This is a genomic window from Bacillus thuringiensis, assembly GCF_001595725.1.
GTDB lineage: Bacteria > Bacillota > Bacilli > Bacillales > Bacillaceae_G > Bacillus_A > Bacillus_A thuringiensis_K.
Genome location: NZ_CP014282.1, coordinates 2,399,061 through 2,416,615, shown reverse-complemented (window position 1 = coordinate 2,416,615; position 17,555 = coordinate 2,399,061). Strand labels below are relative to the sequence as shown.

Sequence of the window (17,555 nt, the reverse complement as noted above, 5' to 3'; positions counted from 1 at the left end):
ACTTAAAAGTAATGTATGTAATTCACACTTCAACGATTAAATTCGTGGAGTTAATCCATACAATATAAATTGAATCGTATTTTCAATTTCCGCTTCATCATCCCATTTTTCTTCAGGCAATAATAAAAATCGTGTTAATAATAAACCTAATACAGCTGATAAAGTAAGACGTAATACGGAAGATGGTGGTATCTCAATTATTTCCCCTTCTTCTTGAAATTTCACAATCAACTTTTTGAAATGTGAAAACAGTTCTGTTTCTACTAATTGCTGTATTTCATTTTTCAGTTCTGGTTGAAATGGTACTTCTTGAATTAATATTTTTATCATAGGAAAGTGTTTTTGAGCAAATTTAAATCTATTATGAATTACAACCCTTAAAAGTCCTTCATACGATTCATACTCCGATTTAAATATTTCTTTTGCAAAGGTTTGTACGAAAAATGGTGCAGCGAACTTAGTTAAAGTTGGCATTACGACCGCTAGTAATAAATCTTTTTTCGTCTTATAGTAGCGGAAGATGGTTCCCTCCGCTACACCAGCACGCTTTGCAATTTCACTTGTTGAAGTTGAAGCGTATCCTTTTTCTCCAAACATATCAACAGCCGCCTCTAATATTCGCATTTGACGTTCATTTCGTTTATCCGTATTAGTTGCAGCTATTAATTCCTCCAGCCAATCTTTCTGCATTTATAAAGCTCCTTTTTGTCATTATTATATTTTGCGATGTTTCTTTAAAGCAAATACATTTCCTACTGCAAATAATAGTGAAAAAAGTAATAACACAGTAAGATCTAATGCAATCTCTGTAAACCCTTGATTCCGAATCATCACTTGTCTTATTGCGTCAGCGCCGTATGTGAGTGGAAATGCTTTCCCTAACATTTGTAGCCACTTGTTCATAGATTCCATTGGAAATAATCCAGAAAAGAAGATTTGTGGCACAATAACAAGCGGTATAAATTGAATCATTTGAAATTCATTATTTGCGTATGTCGATAAAAACGTACCTAATGTTAGTGCAGTTAAAGAGAGCATACATGTAATAAGTAGCGTTAGCCATATGGAGCCAGCTACGTATAAATCTAAAATATAAACGGAAAAGCTTACGATAATAATGGATTGTATAAAGGCAAAGAATCCAAAACCAATAATATAACCTGCGACTATTTCCCATCTTCTTACTGGGGTGGATAATAACCTTTCTAGCGTACCACTTAAACGTTCTCTTACGAAAGATACACCTGATAATATAAATACAAAGAAAAATGTAAAGAAACCAATTAATACAGGACCAAGCCCATCAAACATCGTAAAGTCTTTAGAGCCATGTAAATAATTTACTTCAGGTTTCATAATCGATACATCATTCTTCTCTGTGCTTTTTTGCAATACTTGAAGTACAGCACGATTTTTTGACGAATCACTACCTTCCAACAGAAGTTTCATTTTTCCATTCTCTATACGAAATACTGCATCTACCTTTTGTTTTTCCAACTCAGAAATCGCCTTTTCCTTACTGTATTCATAAATTGACGCTTCTTGATTTTTCATCACTTTTACTATTTGAGCGGGCATATCAACAACAGCAATTTGCGGTATATAGTCTTTCTGTGTAAACACTAGTGACAAAAGCCAAAGTAATAACATCGGTGCTCCAAACATCATTGCTAACGAACGCTTATCTCGAAAAAATTGACGAATAATACGTATAATTACACCAGTAACTCTCATGACGGAGCCACCTCTTCCAGCAAAAAGACATCTTCAATCCGTCCAGATGACACGCGTTTTTTCAATTCTTCAGTTGTTCCAACCGCAACTAGTTTCCCTTCTCTAATTAACCCTAGACGCTCACAAAATTCAGCTTCATCCATAATGTGCGTCGTTACAATAATCGTTGTGCCTTTCTTTTTAAGATCATGAAATTTTTCCCAAATCGTTTTTCTAAGAAGCGGATCTATCCCCACTGTAGGCTCATCTAAAATTAATATTTCTGGTTCGTGAAGGAGCGCTATTGCTAATGATAAGCGTTTTTTCATTCCACCTGAAAATTGTTGTACTTGCTTTTTCATATACTGTGACAATTGTACAAGTTCAAAAACCTGTGCAATTCTTGTCTTTTTACGTTTTCCCTTTAGTCCATACATCGTTGCTATAAAATCTGCATTTTCATATGCTGACAATTCTTCGTATAATGCATCCGCCTGGGCCATATAACCAATTCTTTTCATTTCATTTAAATTAGGCATATTAGTATTATTAACAAGCACTTCACCTTTCGTTGCCTCATTAATACCTGCAATCATTTTAATGAGCGTTGTTTTCCCCGATCCAGAAGGTCCAACAAAACCAAAAATTTCTGCTTTTTCAACTTGCAATGAAAGATTGTGTAACACTTCTTTTTTTCCAAAACTTTTTGATACAGTCCGTAAAATAATTGAAGGTTGTTGCACGTTTCATCCTCCTTTTCCAATTAAATGAGTGAGTACTCACTTTTATTTTACCCTTGCTTAATTATATGTCAAACTTCATTGATTAGTATGTATGTTCAATCAACGATATTAAACAATGAAACAGAGTCGACATTAGAATTTCATTTCCTAAAGCCGACTCTGTTTCATTTAAACTATAAATTTCACTTTACGTTTTTAAATTCATATACTTCCGAATTCTAGCAACATCTAAAGAATATTCAATAACTAATTGCTGTAACGGTAAAATAACTGTGTCAGGATATAAATGTGCATATTGTAATGTTTCTGCATATTTTTCTAATCTTTTTTCTAAATACTTTATTATTTGATCAGGATGACTTACTAATAAACATTTACAATAATAATGTATTTGTTCCTCAATCGCCGTGTATTCTTCAATTTCATATTCTTTATGCATGTGTACACCCCTTTAAGTTTTTTACATGAATTACTTATCACAATTTTCACTCGACAATTTTTAAGTTTTTTGATTATTTACACTATAACAAACAATCAGGGTCAAATTTTGTTACTTTATGTAACGTAGAAAATTTTTAACAAAATTGTAATGTTAACTCCTGCAAAATACATAAAATCTCTTTACTCACTTTTGTATAAAAAAATCGTACAGCTTAATTTAACTGCACGACTACAATCTCTGGCCTATTCAAAATTCTTTGCGGAATGATACTATTTCCTAATCCTCTACTCACTACCATTGATGTATTTTGTTCTACATATAAACCTGCTGTATATTTAGGTAAAACACCTTGATTTGGAGCAACTAATCCACCGATAAATGGCAATCTAACTTGCCCTCCATGAGCATGTCCCGATAAAACCAAATCCAACCTCTCATTCGTATATTCCTTTATAAATTCAGGCCTGTGGGATAATAACACATTATATCTATCTGGCTGCATTTCAATTTTTGCTTTTTTAATTTCATCTATTATAATATTTCCTTCATCACGGTTTCCAGTACCAAACTCTGGATCATCAATACCTAGCAAGTTTATCTCTTGCTCACCCTTTCGAATGCCTACATGTTCATTCCTTAAAACATTGACACCATATTTCTTCAACTCTTTTTCTAAACTGTTATACTTTCCAGACCATTGTTCATGGTTTCCTGTCACAAAATATACAGGATACTTCTTTACCATTTCTCGTATTAATTGCATACTAACTTCTGCATCGTATGATTTACTGTCAATTAAATCACCCGTAATTGCAATAATATCTGGGTCTATACTTTTTATTTTTTGAATTAACACATCTTGATTATCGCCAAATTTTTTATTGTGTAAGTCTGAAATTTGTAGAATTTTATACCCTTTAAAAGAGGATGGTATTTTACTAGAGGTTATTTTAATCTCAGTTATACTTATTAAATTGTTCTGTAAATATAAAAAGATTGTAAAACCTACTAATATACAAATAATCATTACAATTCTATTAATCTTCTTTTTCATATTTTCTCCTTTACATTCTCATCAAACACTTCTATATGCTAACTGAATTATATTATACTTTCTTGAAATTTATTTAAATTAATAAAATAATACAGTACATGAAATTTCGTATGAGATATGTCATATATATTCGTTATATTTTTACTTTTACCTTTTTAATAATAAGAATACAAAAACGACTCTTATCACAAGAAAAGAGTCGTTTTCTAACTTTATACTTTTAATACTTTCATGTTAAAAATGCGAAAACTAAAATACTATTACCTAAGAGCCTTAACTATAACTTTAGTTGCCTCTGCAATGAGTTGATTATCATAGGTTGCCTCTTTCTCATCTTTACTAGATAAAATTGCGATGATAATTGGTGCTCTATTTGGAGGCCAAACGATAGCAATATCATTTCTTGTCCCGTAACTACCAGCACCTGATTTATCTCCAACTACCCAGTCAGTTGGTACGCCTGCACGAATAAGTTTGTCCCCTGTAGCATTTCCTTTCATCCACTCTGTAAGAATTTTACGTTTTTCAGCTGGAAGTGCATTTCCGACCGTAAAAGCTTTAAGATTCGTAGCAATAGCTTTCGCTGTACTAGTGTCACGAATGTCTCCTGGAATAGCTTCGTTTAATTCTGTTTCAAAGCGATCAGACATAGTAATCCGATCCCCCATATGCCTAAGCGCTTTTTCATATCCTTTCGGTCCTCCTATTTTATTAAATAAAATGTTCCCTGCAGTATTATCGCTTGAACGAACAGCTGCCTCAGCAATTTCTCCTAGTTTCATTCCAGTATCTACATGTTTCTCTGTAACAGGTGAATAATCCACTAAGTCTTCTTTCGTATATGTGATTACTTCATTTAATGAATCAATTGAGTTTTGCTGTAGTAATACTCCCGCGGCTAAAGCCTTGTAAGTTGATGCGAAGGCAAATCTTTCGTTAGGTCGATAAGAGATTGTTTGATTTGTACCAGTATCAATCACATATACACCTAATCGAGCATTAAATTTTTTCTCAAGTTGAGAGAACTCTTTATGCGTTGCCTGATTTTTATGTTTCACTTGTCCAGTCTTTTCTTTCGCTTCAACTTGCAGTGACTCTCCTGTAAAAGCTTCTAGGCTTGTAATACTTAAACCTAATATACCAACGCATATTCCTATTTTTAGCATCCTCTTATTTTTCAAAATCATCATTCCTTCCAAATTTTTAGCACCTTTTTATACGTACACATAATAGACAATCACCGAACCAAATTTGTTCCATAAACTGAAAAAAATTTATAGCTAGTATGAGAGTTATTAACAAAATAAGAGATAGTAGCTATGATCGCCACTATCTCTTATTTCATATTTCATTTTTTTACTTATAAATGGCTTTATATAAACAGGTTCTCTTCCCTGAGAAAAGTATTCTAATTTTGCTTAGAACTACCTGTACTAGTAGATTCAGCATGTATGCGTTGCTGTTTCAAATCAAAGTATACATCTAAAACTTCCTTTCCAATTATAGAATTAATTCCATTTTTATCATCATGAAGCCATGGAACTACTACGGAAAATGCTACTTCTGGATTATCATATGGAGCATATCCAACTAACGTTAAGTTGTAACATTCCATACGTTCTCCTTTTGCATTTCTGCCAATCGGGTCATCTCCACCATATACAGTTTGGGCTGTTCCTGTCTTTCCTGCTGGTTTATATGGCGCGTTTTTGAAATATTTCACGCCAGTTCCATCACCTTCTTGGAATACCCATCTAAACCCTTCTTTTATACGATCAATATGTTCTTTCTTCATATCAATTCGATTTAATACGACAGGCTCTATGGAACGTATAACTTTGCCAACCTCTTCTTTTATTGATTGTTCTCGTATTTCTTGTACAATTTGAGGTTGCATTCTATAACCACCATTCGCAATCGTTGAAATATATTGCGCTAATTGCAACGGCGTATACGTATCATACTGACCGATAGAAAAATCTAGTAAAAAACCAGGTTGACTATCTACTTTTCTCGTTTGTCCAATTATTTCATTCGGTAAATCAATACCTGTTGGGACACCTAAACCAAATTGCTTGAAATAATAGCGCATCGTATCAAATGCTCCTTGTTTAATATCTAATGAGCCATTTGGTACGTAATTGACTCCCGCAATTTTTAAAGCTGTCTGGAACATGTATACATTCGAAGATACTTGTAAAGCCCGTAAATCATTAATATTACCAAATCCGGATACATTCCACGATTTCTTAGCTTGTGTACCTTTAAATTTCATCGGTGCGTCATAAAATTGATCTCCTGGATGTATTGCCCCTGTCTCATATCCAGTTAATAAAGTAGCACCTTTTACAGCTGACCCTAGCTCATACGAAGTTGTCATGTTTCCTAATGCCAAATCCTCAACCTCTATTTTCCCTTCTTTTTCTACAATCTTTTTGCCTGCCATTGATAAAATTTGTCCGTTATTTGGATTCGTCATGACAACAAAAGCTCGATCGAGCAGTGGCTCTGAACTCTTAAAAGCTCTCAAGTTTTTCTCTATACTTTCTTCAACTTTCTTTTGTAATTCCATATCAATCGTTAATGTTAAACTATTACCACTTTTTCCTTTAGAGATTATTTCTGTGTTAACAATGTTTCCTGATTTATCAGTAATATTTTTCACTTCTTCTTTTGTGCCGTGTAATACATCTTCATATCGTTGTTCAATATAACTTTTTCCAACACGATCATTACGGTTATATCCACGTACTAAATAAGAATCTAAATTTTCTTTCGGTAATCCTTCTTCACTACTCGTAATATTTCCTAATACAGAACGAAATAAATTACCGTTTACATAATTACGTTCCCAATCAACAGTTGCATCTACTCCTGGAAAATCCGCAAGATTTTCGCTTATCCGCGCATACTCTTCATCTGTTACATCTTTTTTAATGATTTGTGGTGTTAGTTGATAACCTGAACTCATTTTACTTTTAATAGCTAACACCTTTAAATCTTGTGCTGTTAATTCTGCTAATTCTACCTCTGTAACACGACCTCGTCTTAAGTCTTCTATTTTTTTATCTAACTCTTTTCCCTCTATACCCTTTTCTTTAAACTTTTCTATATCTTTCTTAGTAATCTTTGCCTCCGCACGTTTCGAATTCAACTGCATCCAAAAATCTTTTTTATCGATATCTGTTAATTTATTTATATCTTGTTCAGGCATTTCAAGTACTTTCGCCAAGTCTTTTGCTGTTTTTAAAGTATCTTCACTCGTAATTCCCTTCACCCTTGTATACGTAATTGTGCGAAGAGATTTATTATTAACAACTGTTTTCCCTTCTCGATCTAAAATTTGTCCACGTGGAACTGGAATACTAGTTATTGCATTTTGACTACTTTCCACTTGGTTCTTATAAGCCTCTCCCTCAACGATTTGTACCTTTCCTAGCTGCATAATAATAGCTGAGAATAGTACAAATATGCAAAGGAACATTATATTTAATCGAATAGATATATATGTCTTCTGCTTCTTGCCTTTTTGTTCTTTCATAAATCCTCCATTTAATCCTTTCAGGAATTGCTACAAATACTAAAAGCATTCCTTATATATTAGATACCGATAATCGGTTATAAATATCGCCTCAATTTTTTGCTTAATCCTTGTAAGCAACCATTCCTTTTCGTTTAGCTACGGAATTAATAACTCTCCCTTCTTGTTTTCTCTCTATTTTTTTTGCCACTTACATTAGAAGTGCTAAACTGTATAATGACTCTTATTAATCTTACATATAAACTTGCTAGTAAATTTTCATGCTAATTATTCCTTTCTTCATGCTGTAATACTTAATAGACAACCTAAACAATAAAGTTGTTCCACATTTACAAAAAAAATAATTAAATATAAGATGAAATAGGCTACATAAGGGAGGGTTATATGTTACATACAAGAAGATGGAGATTTTTTGCGATTCTTTCTATTGTAGGTTTGATTTTACTGATTTTATTAAAAATCAACTTCATTTCAATTACTATCGCAACTTCTTCAGCTGAAAGAGGAAAGATTTTTGATAAAAATGGTGTAATGCTCGCTACAAATAAGAAAGTTAAGTCTCTATATTGCACTTCTAATGATGAAAAGCTATCGAAACAAGATACATCAAACACATTAGCTTTTTTCAACCAATTTTCAAGCGAGTTTCAACATGATATTTCTACAGAGAACATAAAATCTCAATTACAACAATCTTGTAAAAAGCAGACTATGAATGATATACCGTTATACTCTGATATAAATGAGAATGAACTTGCATTCATAAACAAAAACAAACCCAATAATGTAATAATTAAAGATGAATGGATTCGATATTACCCTAAACACGAAATTGGTTCACAAGTAATTGGGTATGTAGAAAATGACCTTAATTCAAAGCATATGGCTGTTGGAAAAAACGGGATTGAGCTGCAATATGAAAATGATTTAAAAGGAAAACCAGGCAAAACTCTTATTTTTAAATTGAATAATAAAAAGTTCTTATGGAACATTCAAAAAGTACAAAAAGGAAAAGACGTGCGGCTAGCTTTAGACTCTGAGTTGCAGCAAAAGGCAGAAGAAGCATTAAAATCTCAAATTAAGAAAACACCTGATGCTAAAGCTGGTTATGCTATAGTGAGCGATGCAAAAACTGGCGCAATTTTAACTATGGCCAACTCGGTAGTTTTTGATCCAAATATATTAAATACACATGTATCTTCTAGAAAAGAAAACATTAAATCTCTTTCGCAAAATAAAGCAATTCAAAAATTAAAGTATGGTGAATCTTATGTAAATATGGCTTCTACTATAAAACCACTTACTATTTTAATTGGATTAAACGAAAAGCTTTTTCAACCAGAAGATACTTATTTAGATAAAGGTACTTTTCAGTATGATAATCAAAATAACATTACGAATGCGCCTGAAACACCAACAGGGGAGATTACACCGAGGCAGGCTATCATTAATTCATCTAACACATTTATGACAGCAAAAGTAGCTCTGCCCTTATTCAACCAAAATAATGGAAATATAGAAAAAGTGGCACATATATGGACAGATTATTTAATGCAATTCGGCCTACGTTCTAAAACTGGGATTGATTTACCCTTTGAAGAAGACGGACAATATGAATTCCATCCATCTAATAAATTTGAAAATGGGATTTCAGCATTATTAAATGCCTCTTGGGGAGGAAATGAAGTGCATACTCCTCTTCAACTCGCTCAATATGCAGCAACTTTGGCAAGTAAAGGCGACAAATATAAACCTCAAATCGTAAGTGCGATTATTGGTCAAGATGGTAAGGAAACCAAAAAGTTTAAACCCATTTTAGAAAGTTCAAATCGTTACCCGATGAACTTTTGGAGTGTCGTGCAAGGTGGGATGAGTCAAAATATAGAGGAAATTAAAAAGTTGCCCTTTGACGTCGCAGGTAAAACAGGTATTACAGGTTTTCCAAATGAGCAAGCAAGAATGATAAATCACTCTCTTTTCATTGCGTATGCTCCTACGGAAGATCCACAAATTGCCGTTTCTGTCGTTATCCTTGGTAGTAATTCAGAAAAAAACATTGCCGCTCTCGTTACATCAGAAATTTTAGAGTACTGGAATACTCTTCAAAAAGACAATAAAAACAAAGAGGAAGGTTCATTTAAGTGAACCTTCCTCTTTTACCATATAGAATTTATATTTATTATTTTCCATATACCTTCATTATTCTTTTCGAATGTAAATGAATATTTAATATCAGTTAAAACGTACTCTTTCTGTACATATCCAGTATTACCGTTAATTGTCGAAACTTTTATATATCCATTATTCTGTACTTTTTCTGGAATCCAAGCTTTTACCATTTCATTAGATACTTCATATAAAACTTGTGATTCTCGCTTTGGTTCAGCTAAAATTTTTGTTTTATTTCCAGTAACAGTCGCATATATAAAATGCGCTTGGTTTGGTTGATTACTTTCTGTCAATCCACTTGGTACTTTATATACTTGCTTTGTATCTTTGGCAAACTCTCCTCCCATTGTAAGGGCGACTTGCAACTCATGAAAGATATCTTCATCAAACTTCAGTTCATCCTTCTTATAACTCTTCCCTTTAAATAGAACTTCATCATTTAACGCTTTGTACAATTCATTTTCATTTTTTGAGTTCGTACTTTGATATAGTTCATTCATAAATTGTTTTAATGATGAATCTTGAGCAGACTCATCTTTTGTTTTAGGCTTAATTTGAGTACTACTTTGTACCGGCGATTTATTATCATCAAGCCAAGGTTGTTGAACAATGAAAAATAACATCGTACAAACCAAAACAACTACAATAGGTAATGCTTTTTTACGAAATGGTCTTTTATGTTTTACAAAATCCACTTCATTATTTTCATATATAGACTGCTTTATTTTAGAAATAAATTCTTCTTCATCTTTACGATTCTCCATTGGCCCTTTTTTTATTTTTCTATACCAGTCAGGATTTTGTTTATTGTTCATCACTACTACCCTCCCCTATTAATTTTGAAACCTTACTTCTCGCTCTACTTAATCTCGATTTTACAGTTCCAATGGATACTCCTAATGTTTCAGCCATTTCTTCATAAGATAATTCATATTTTGCGTCCAATATAATTATTTCACGGTGCTTTTTAGGTAGTTCTAATACAACCTTCCACACATCATTCATTTCTTCTTGCTTAAAAAATTCTTGTTCTGCTGACAGGGATTGCTTATCGTCACTAAAAAATCCTATTAAAGATATCCTTTTAAAATAGGAGGATTTCAAATAGTTTATTGCCGTATTTCTTGTGATTTTTAATATCCACGTTTTAATAGATGACTCCTTTCGAAATGAATTCCAATTTTTAAACACCTTTATAAATACATCTTGCGTGATATCATCTGATAAGTGTGGATCTTTCGTAATAATAAATGAATAATTCCATACATCTTGCCAATAGTCTTTTATAACATAGTCCAGCTCATCATGATTACACTTTTCAATAAACGTCTGTTCCATTTCCACACCTCAAACTTATTTGAATAAACATAAAACTGCCCTCACTTTTATTATGGTTTCAATATATAGACAAGATACAAGTTTCATTTGTTCCATTGTTTATCTTTTTTCAGGTAGAATAATACTACTAAAAAACAAGTAAAGCATACAATGATAAAAATCCACTCATGAAAATCTATTTTTTTGAATTTAACGTAACAATCTACTTGTCCATTTCAATTTACTATACTCTTCTATTTACCATTAGCAATGCCAACTTTTCAGAAATGAAAATAAAGATAAGGTATCAATTTTCTATAGTCGCAGCAAAAAAGCATTCTCGATTAGAAAGAATGCTTTTTTGAAATTTAATTGTTCTATATTTTCCCCAACTTATATCTTTGAGTTAAGCAAACATATAATAAAGTGAAACTTTAATCCGCCCTCAACAATCGGGCTTTTACGGGCAAATAGCGGGATAAATGTAGTGAAAAAAATTCACCTTATAATTAAGTTTTATTTCTGAAATACATGTTTTACTTTTTCACCTGGAACGTTACTTCCTCCTCTTCCTTTTACACCTTCAATCATCATGGTAACAATCATGTCTGGCGCATTTGCATCGAAAGCTGCGAACCATCCCAGTTCTTTTCCGTCTGCTTCTTTAGACTCTTTCAGTTCTGCCGTACCGGTTTTACCAGCAAGCGTAACACCATCAACCTTTGCAATTCTCCCCGCGCCATCAGGGTCATTAATGACTTTGATTAATGCACTCTTTAATATCTCTTGATTCTTTTTAGAAATCACATTTTCTTTCCAATTCCCCGCTACTTTTACTTCTTTTAAAAGGTGTGGCCACGGAATATTCCCTTCATTCACAATCGGTGCATATGTTAATGCTAAATGAAGTGGCGTCATTAATACTTGTCCTTGTCCATAGCCCGTGTCTGCTAGTTGAATATCGTTTTTTATCCCATCTTTTGCAATGATTGAAATAGGAAATTCGTATTCGATTGGTAATTTTTCATGAAATCCGTACTTTTTAAATTCATTTACATACTGATCTTTTCCCATTTTCAAAGCTTGTTGAGCAAAATAAATATTATCAGAGTACTTCATTGCCTTCTCAAAGTTAATTGGACTTGCATCCTTTACACGCGTGACATAGTAATTTCCCCAAGATGAATCTTTTGTCCACTTCAATCCTTGAATTTTAAATTCTTCCTTTGAATTTATTGTTTTTGTTTCCAAACCAATTGCACCTGTAATCGTTTTAAATACGGAACCTGGTACAAATGCTTGCGTGAAGCGATTCATCATTGGTAGTTTCAAATCGTTACTCCATGCTTCTCGTTGGGCTTTCGATGCTCCTCTAACTATTATATTTGGATTATAAGCAGGGCTACTTACAAGTGCGATTGTTTCACCCGTTTTAGGGTTGACCGCTGCACTAGATCCTGCTTCAGTTTTCATCTCATTAAAGATTTTTTCTTGAATTGCAGCATCAATTGTTAACGTAACAGTTTCTCCTTCTTTTGCTTCTTTTTTTGCTACGTTTTTAATCTCTTTCCCCTTCTCATCTTCTATAAATACGCGTCCACCCTTTTCACCACGCAATTTATTTTCTAACACTTTCTCTAAACCGGTCTTACCTACTAAATCATCTGCTTGATAACCTTGTTTTTGAAGTGATTTTAACTCCTCCGCATTCACCTTTCCTATATATCCAGTTAAGTGTGCCGCTGCTTCACCTAATGGATACGTACGAATATTTACTGGGCGAGATGAAACTCCTTCTAATTCAATATAATCATTCTGTCTGGTTCCCTCTTTTAAAATTCCAATTGGTACAAAGGAGTCTGGTTTTATCCATTTCGCTGTGAGCTTTTGTTCGACCTCTTCTATAGACATATCAAGTAATTGTGCTACTATTTCTTTCGTTTGCGCTGCTGTTTCGCCTAGTTTCTCTGGAATAATTCCAACCTCAGTCGCTTTACCATTCGTTGCAAGCCCTTTTCCATTTCGATCATATATTTCTCCGCGTTTTCCTTGCTCTACTTGCATACGTACTTTGTAATCTTTTTTCATTCCTGGAAAAATGAAGTCCGGTGTCCAATCTATTTTCCAAGATTCTTTATCTTTCACAAGTTTTGCTTCATGGATGAATGAAACTGGTCCTACATCCGTATCCATCTTAACTTCAAAAAGAAAAAGCTCTTTATCTTTTGTATTCTCTCCTTTCATTTTAACTTTTAAATTCTTAGCTCCAATCCCCTCATAGATTTTTTGATATTTTTCTGTGAATTCTTTTTTAGAAATCGATTTTTGAGCATGATCTGATAATTGATCATACATATTTGCAAATTTTCTATCATTCCATAAATTAATATATTCTTCAAATGCTTGTTTTGACGGTTCGTTTTTATTACATCCTACCAACATAACCGCGAAACAAACGAAAAGCAGCATCCATAATTTTTTCAATTCAATCTCTCCCTTAGTTAAAAATGATGATTCCTTTCTTAATTTATTTAATAAAAAATGTTTTAACGCTTAATAGACAGTGTAAGTAATGACATTGTTCCATATTTACAAAAAATAGACCTAATTGGAATTCATCAGTAATCAATAGATACAAAAAAACACTATACTTTCTGTCAGTTTCTACAGAAAGTATAGTGTTTTCTTATTTTATCTTTCTATATATGCTATACCGTGAGCTCCTTGATTTACAGAAGGATCTGCATTTCGATCTCCTGGATTAACTTTAATGGTATGAACATTCTTATAATTAACTAAATCTAATATACTTATGGTTAGAAACGTATCTAACCGTTACGTCCGTAAAAGAACGCATTATAATTGGGAGTAAATCTCCTTCTATTGTACCTAACACATTTAACGATTCTCCATCAAGAACAGAAACATACCCTGGTGATGGAGAAAACATATTTCTTGTTCTCTCTCCATTCTTATTCTGGAAACATGTATGCCCTACCAATACTTTCCCATCACTCGTTACATGAACCGGGGTAATTAAATCTGAAAATAATTTTGTCTTTATAATCTTATCGGTTTCTGTATTAATGATGCTAAGTGTAGTTTTCCAATGCGTACTTCAAGTAAAATCAAGAGCATGAAACCAAGGAACAATCTAACTTTTATAAAGCCCTCACCCTATTAACATACAATCCAATAAAATAATTTGTTTCAGATATGTAGAAATATGGTTTAACCATCAATCAGTGATCAGGTCCTCTTACCCTAAGTAAACCTAAATCTATTTGTTTCCATACCGGAAGAGATAAATAGTTTTGTTCCCATCCATGTAATTAAGCGGATATGTATAATTACATATCCGCTTAATTGCTTTTAGTGCTATATTTTAATAGCGATGAATGCTATTATTTCATAAGTTGTCAACAAGCTTTATGTATGAGAAAAAGGAAGGAGCCAAATAGGCCCCTTCCTTTTTCTACTAGTTAAATAAATTACTCTCTGGTAAAAATTTATATAGTGATTCTCCTTTACAAGCGTCTGATTATGCATAAAAACCGCTAGCTTTGCTTGCTGTCGGAAAAATTAAAGATGATAGAATTAAGTTATTAAGAGACAAAAATTTATCTAGCCAAGACAGATTTGTCTTAGCTAGATAAATTTGGTGATAAATACAGGAAGTAACTCTTACGATTCAATGATTCCTTTTCCTGCCTTCTACACTTGCCACTTCTGTTTCATGACTTGTAAATAGAGATCTTCAAACTCGTTAAAATGGACGCGAAAAGCACCTAATGTATCGATATAAGCAGAAATCACATCTTCTTTATTAAAATGGAGCCCTTTCTGTACTATATCATAGCTATCATCCAGACTGTATAAATTAAAATATTCCTCATCCCAATACAGGCCACTGTTTACTAGTAAACGAGTGGAGCAGGTAAGAGCTTGTTTTACATTCCATTTCTGAGCTACTAACTTTTCATTTAAGACTGAAAGAAGGATGTTTACCGAGTGTTTTTCATCAACTATGCGGCTATATGATAGTAAAGCCGATTCTATATATATCCGTTTTTCTTTAGACATTAAGGATATCTCTATAATTTCATATGGTGGGTAATCAGTTGCTTCGATCAACCTATCACACCATGAAATTACATCCTCTCTATTCCAAAGTCTCCAGCCTAGTCCTAATGCATACAAGTGAGATAACGTTTGATAAGATTTCAACATGAATGTCATAGTGTAGTAGTCTCTAGTATCTTTTCATAGTATTTTAACGGCTATGCAATAAGGAGGCATAAAAAAAGACCTCTTACGGAAAGATAAGAGGTCATCAAGAAGATAAAAATGTTGTATTTGAAACACGCGAGTTTCTAATTCACATTATATCACTATATATCTATATATTCAACATATACATTTAAATGAGAAATGTATGTATAAAAACACACGTAATATTAATTTAGAACCGTATGTGTTCTTCTGTTATCCTATTTCTTCTACAATGCCGTGATTGTATGTATACTAATGAGCAATTGTAGCAAGTTCTTCTAAATTCCCTTCCGTTACCTCATAAATAAACAGAACAAAATTACTGTCAGATTTGGAGCCTGTTGAAATGGAACCAATTATGATTTAATACCGCTTCTGTTACTATTTCTTCGTAGGACTTCTTCACTTCAAACTAATATTTTTCCAAACGAACAAACATATCTTTCCAGACTAGATCTGCAATTTCTGTTTAATGATACCAGATAATACTTTTATATCCGGCTATCATGCCAGAAGTTTATTGGAAGATGATTGTTCTCATCATAAGCTTCAAATTCATACCCTTTTTCTTTTAATCCTTTTATAATTGCTGGAACAGCCGCAACAGATTGTGGATGAATATCGTGCATTAAAACAATTTCCTTTGAAGACGTCGCACCTGCTAAGACATTTTGAACAATTTTTGCGGCTGCTACATCCACAGGTAATTTATTGTATTTCCAATCTAGAGAATCAATTGTCCAATCCCATACTTTTAAATTATTTCCGACCACCTCATTTCGAAGTGATTCATTTAATCCAGGCATTGATCCATATGGTGGGCGTGTTAATTTCGGGGAGTTTCCAATAACATTTCTAATTAAAGATTGATCCTCTTTCATTTCCTTCACATATTCCTGATTGGTATATAGCTTTTTAAAATTATGTGTCATACTATGCATGCCCACATAATGGTTCTCTACATGCTCTCGTTTCACTAAATCTGAGAACCTTTTCACATTATCGCCAATTAAAAAGAATGTTGCTTTCACATCATTTTTCTTTAATACATCTAATAGATTAGCTGTATATTTTCCTGGTCCATCATCAAAAGTTAAATATGCAACTTTTCTTTCTTTACCATCAAAACGATTAGGTATGGATTTTTTCAATTCATTTTTAGGTAGACTGCTCACTTGTTGAACACTACTTGCCTCTTCCGCGTTTACCAGCTTAGGATTCGTAATAGATTGAAACATGTAATATCCTATTGCTACTAATGTAATAGACAACAATACACTTATAATTCTCTTTTTCTTAAGCTTAATTTTCATATTATAATTCTCTTCCTATCTTATTATCCCACTTTATGTTGTTATTTTTATTATTCTATTTGCTTATAGATTCATTAGCTTAACCAAACTCACTTTTGGACTAATCGTTTTAATAATCTATTTAGGTGAAAGTTAGTGGCCTGCACTAGCGTTCATGCCATTTCCTATAATAGTTAGAACCACAGGATATAATACTGGTCCTAAGGTAAGGAAAATGTTTAAAAGTATAATAAATTTATATAGTAAGCTATAATTTTTATCATTTCGATTTACAAATACCAGGACGACCAATGTTATTACAGTAATTAAATGTAGTAATAATATTATCAACCAATAATACATCATTATAGTAAGATTCCACTTTCCTAATAGTTGGTATGTTATCCCTATTATTATTCCTAATACTGTAACATTAAAGGAAATAAACAAAGTTCTTTTTAGTATTTTAGAAAATGTTTTATAATTCACAGTTTCATTATACAAATCTATTAAAATACTTAAAGATAGATATGCCAGCAATACCCCTACCCAATTCAAGACCCAATCTTGATTTCCCATTAAATTAAACAAAAACGCAATGATCCCTCCTACTGCAAGAATCAAGGAGATCATAATACTATTTAAAGCTGATTTCATAATATTTTCACTTCCTTAAAAATTTTATAATACAGCATTGATGTTTACTCTTAAGTTGTTCTTTACTTATTAGAATTCTTTTCATTCAGAATCTTGTATGGAAATACCATCAAATAATCCGGTCATCATACCTAATAGCATATACGAAGAATGGGGAATTACAGCAAAAAATACATGTACATGATCTTCATACAATAAACATCACCATATCCTACTCCACATAGTAGATATACAAATAGAGGATGAGATTCAGCAACTTTTATTTGCATATGTATTATTCAAACGAGAAGCAGCTGCTGACATATGTACATATGATGTTTTAAAATTAATCATACTTTATTATAATTAAGTATAT

14 protein-coding genes and 1 pseudogene are annotated in these 17,555 nt (G+C 32.6%); 1 reads left to right on the top strand and 14 read right to left on the bottom strand.

Features of this window, described 5'->3' with window-relative positions; all coding sequences use genetic code 11:
• Positions 1-36: 36 nt before the first annotated feature.
• The 7 genes from AXW78_RS12125 to AXW78_RS12095 all read right to left on the bottom strand — a co-directional run bounded on the left by AXW78_RS12125 (position 37) and on the right by AXW78_RS12095 (position 7,493).
• The gene (locus AXW78_RS12125; RefSeq protein ID WP_001168190.1) at positions 37-690 is read right to left on the bottom strand and encodes a TetR/AcrR family transcriptional regulator; all 654 of its coding nucleotides are present in this window, start codon (positions 688-690) and stop codon (positions 37-39) included.
• A 24-nt stretch (positions 691-714) separates the two neighbouring features.
• Positions 715-1,734 (bottom strand): ABC transporter permease, encoded by a 1,020-nt coding sequence (locus AXW78_RS12120; protein ID WP_001266725.1) that lies wholly within the window; start codon positions 1,732-1,734, stop codon positions 715-717.
• Positions 1,731-2,456 carry an ABC transporter ATP-binding protein gene (locus AXW78_RS12115; protein ID WP_061884182.1) on the bottom strand — a complete coding sequence of 242 codons (726 nt, stop codon included), beginning with the start codon at positions 2,454-2,456 and terminating at the stop codon, positions 1,731-1,733. Before AXW78_RS12115 ends, AXW78_RS12120 begins: the two co-directional genes overlap by 4 nt.
• A 187-nt stretch (positions 2,457-2,643) precedes the next feature.
• Positions 2,644-2,895 (bottom strand): hypothetical protein, encoded by a 252-nt coding sequence (locus AXW78_RS12110; protein WP_000548621.1) that lies wholly within the window; start codon positions 2,893-2,895, stop codon positions 2,644-2,646.
• 214 nt (positions 2,896-3,109) lie between these two features.
• Positions 3,110-3,952, bottom strand: coding sequence for a metallophosphoesterase (locus AXW78_RS12105; protein WP_061884181.1), 843 nt, complete (start codon positions 3,950-3,952; stop codon positions 3,110-3,112).
• A 260-nt stretch (positions 3,953-4,212) separates the two neighbouring features.
• Positions 4,213-5,139 carry a class A beta-lactamase Bla1 gene (gene bla, locus AXW78_RS12100; protein WP_002164025.1) on the bottom strand — a complete coding sequence of 309 codons (927 nt, stop codon included), beginning with the start codon at positions 5,137-5,139 and terminating at the stop codon, positions 4,213-4,215.
• A 221-nt stretch (positions 5,140-5,360) separates the two neighbouring features.
• Positions 5,361-7,493, bottom strand: a complete 2,133-nt coding sequence (locus AXW78_RS12095; protein ID WP_000662992.1) for a peptidoglycan D,D-transpeptidase FtsI family protein — start codon at positions 7,491-7,493, stop codon at positions 5,361-5,363.
• A gap of 384 nt (positions 7,494-7,877) precedes the next feature.
• On the opposite strand from AXW78_RS12095, the gene AXW78_RS12090 reads away from it, so the two are divergent.
• Positions 7,878-9,638, top strand: coding sequence for a peptidoglycan D,D-transpeptidase FtsI family protein (locus tag AXW78_RS12090; protein WP_000903418.1), 1,761 nt, complete (start codon positions 7,878-7,880; stop codon positions 9,636-9,638).
• Positions 9,639-9,649: 11 nt separating this feature from the next.
• Here the strand turns inward: AXW78_RS12090 and AXW78_RS12085 are convergent, their stop codons facing one another.
• The 7 genes and pseudogenes from AXW78_RS12085 to AXW78_RS34840 form a co-directional block, all read right to left on the bottom strand.
• Positions 9,650-10,477, bottom strand: coding sequence for a hypothetical protein (locus tag AXW78_RS12085; RefSeq protein ID WP_001060765.1), 828 nt, complete (start codon positions 10,475-10,477; stop codon positions 9,650-9,652).
• Positions 10,467-11,000: an RNA polymerase sigma factor gene (locus AXW78_RS12080; protein WP_000438327.1), complete on the bottom strand. Its 534-nt coding sequence runs from the start codon at positions 10,998-11,000 to the stop codon at positions 10,467-10,469. Before AXW78_RS12080 ends, AXW78_RS12085 begins: the two co-directional genes overlap by 11 nt.
• Before the next feature lie 495 nt (positions 11,001-11,495).
• Positions 11,496-13,463, bottom strand: coding sequence for a penicillin-binding transpeptidase domain-containing protein (locus AXW78_RS12075; RefSeq protein WP_061884180.1), 1,968 nt, complete (start codon positions 13,461-13,463; stop codon positions 11,496-11,498).
• A gap of 1,230 nt (positions 13,464-14,693) precedes the next feature.
• A complete protein-coding gene (locus tag AXW78_RS12065) occupies positions 14,694-15,206 on the bottom strand; it encodes a hypothetical protein (RefSeq protein ID WP_033673011.1) in 513 nt (170 codons plus the stop codon).
• A 536-nt stretch (positions 15,207-15,742) separates the two neighbouring features.
• On the bottom strand, positions 15,743-16,564 hold the full coding sequence (locus AXW78_RS12060; protein WP_000694608.1) for a peptidoglycan-N-acetylglucosamine deacetylase: 822 nt from the start codon (positions 16,562-16,564) through the stop codon (positions 15,743-15,745).
• Positions 16,565-16,696: 132 nt separating this feature from the next.
• Positions 16,697-17,200, bottom strand: coding sequence for a DUF3902 family protein (locus AXW78_RS12055; protein ID WP_046946283.1), 504 nt, complete (start codon positions 17,198-17,200; stop codon positions 16,697-16,699).
• A gap of 90 nt (positions 17,201-17,290) precedes the next feature.
• Positions 17,291-17,469 (bottom strand): annotated as a pseudogene (locus tag AXW78_RS34840) (D-serine ammonia-lyase); the annotation flags it as partial.
• Between the last annotated feature and the right edge of the window lie 86 nt (positions 17,470-17,555).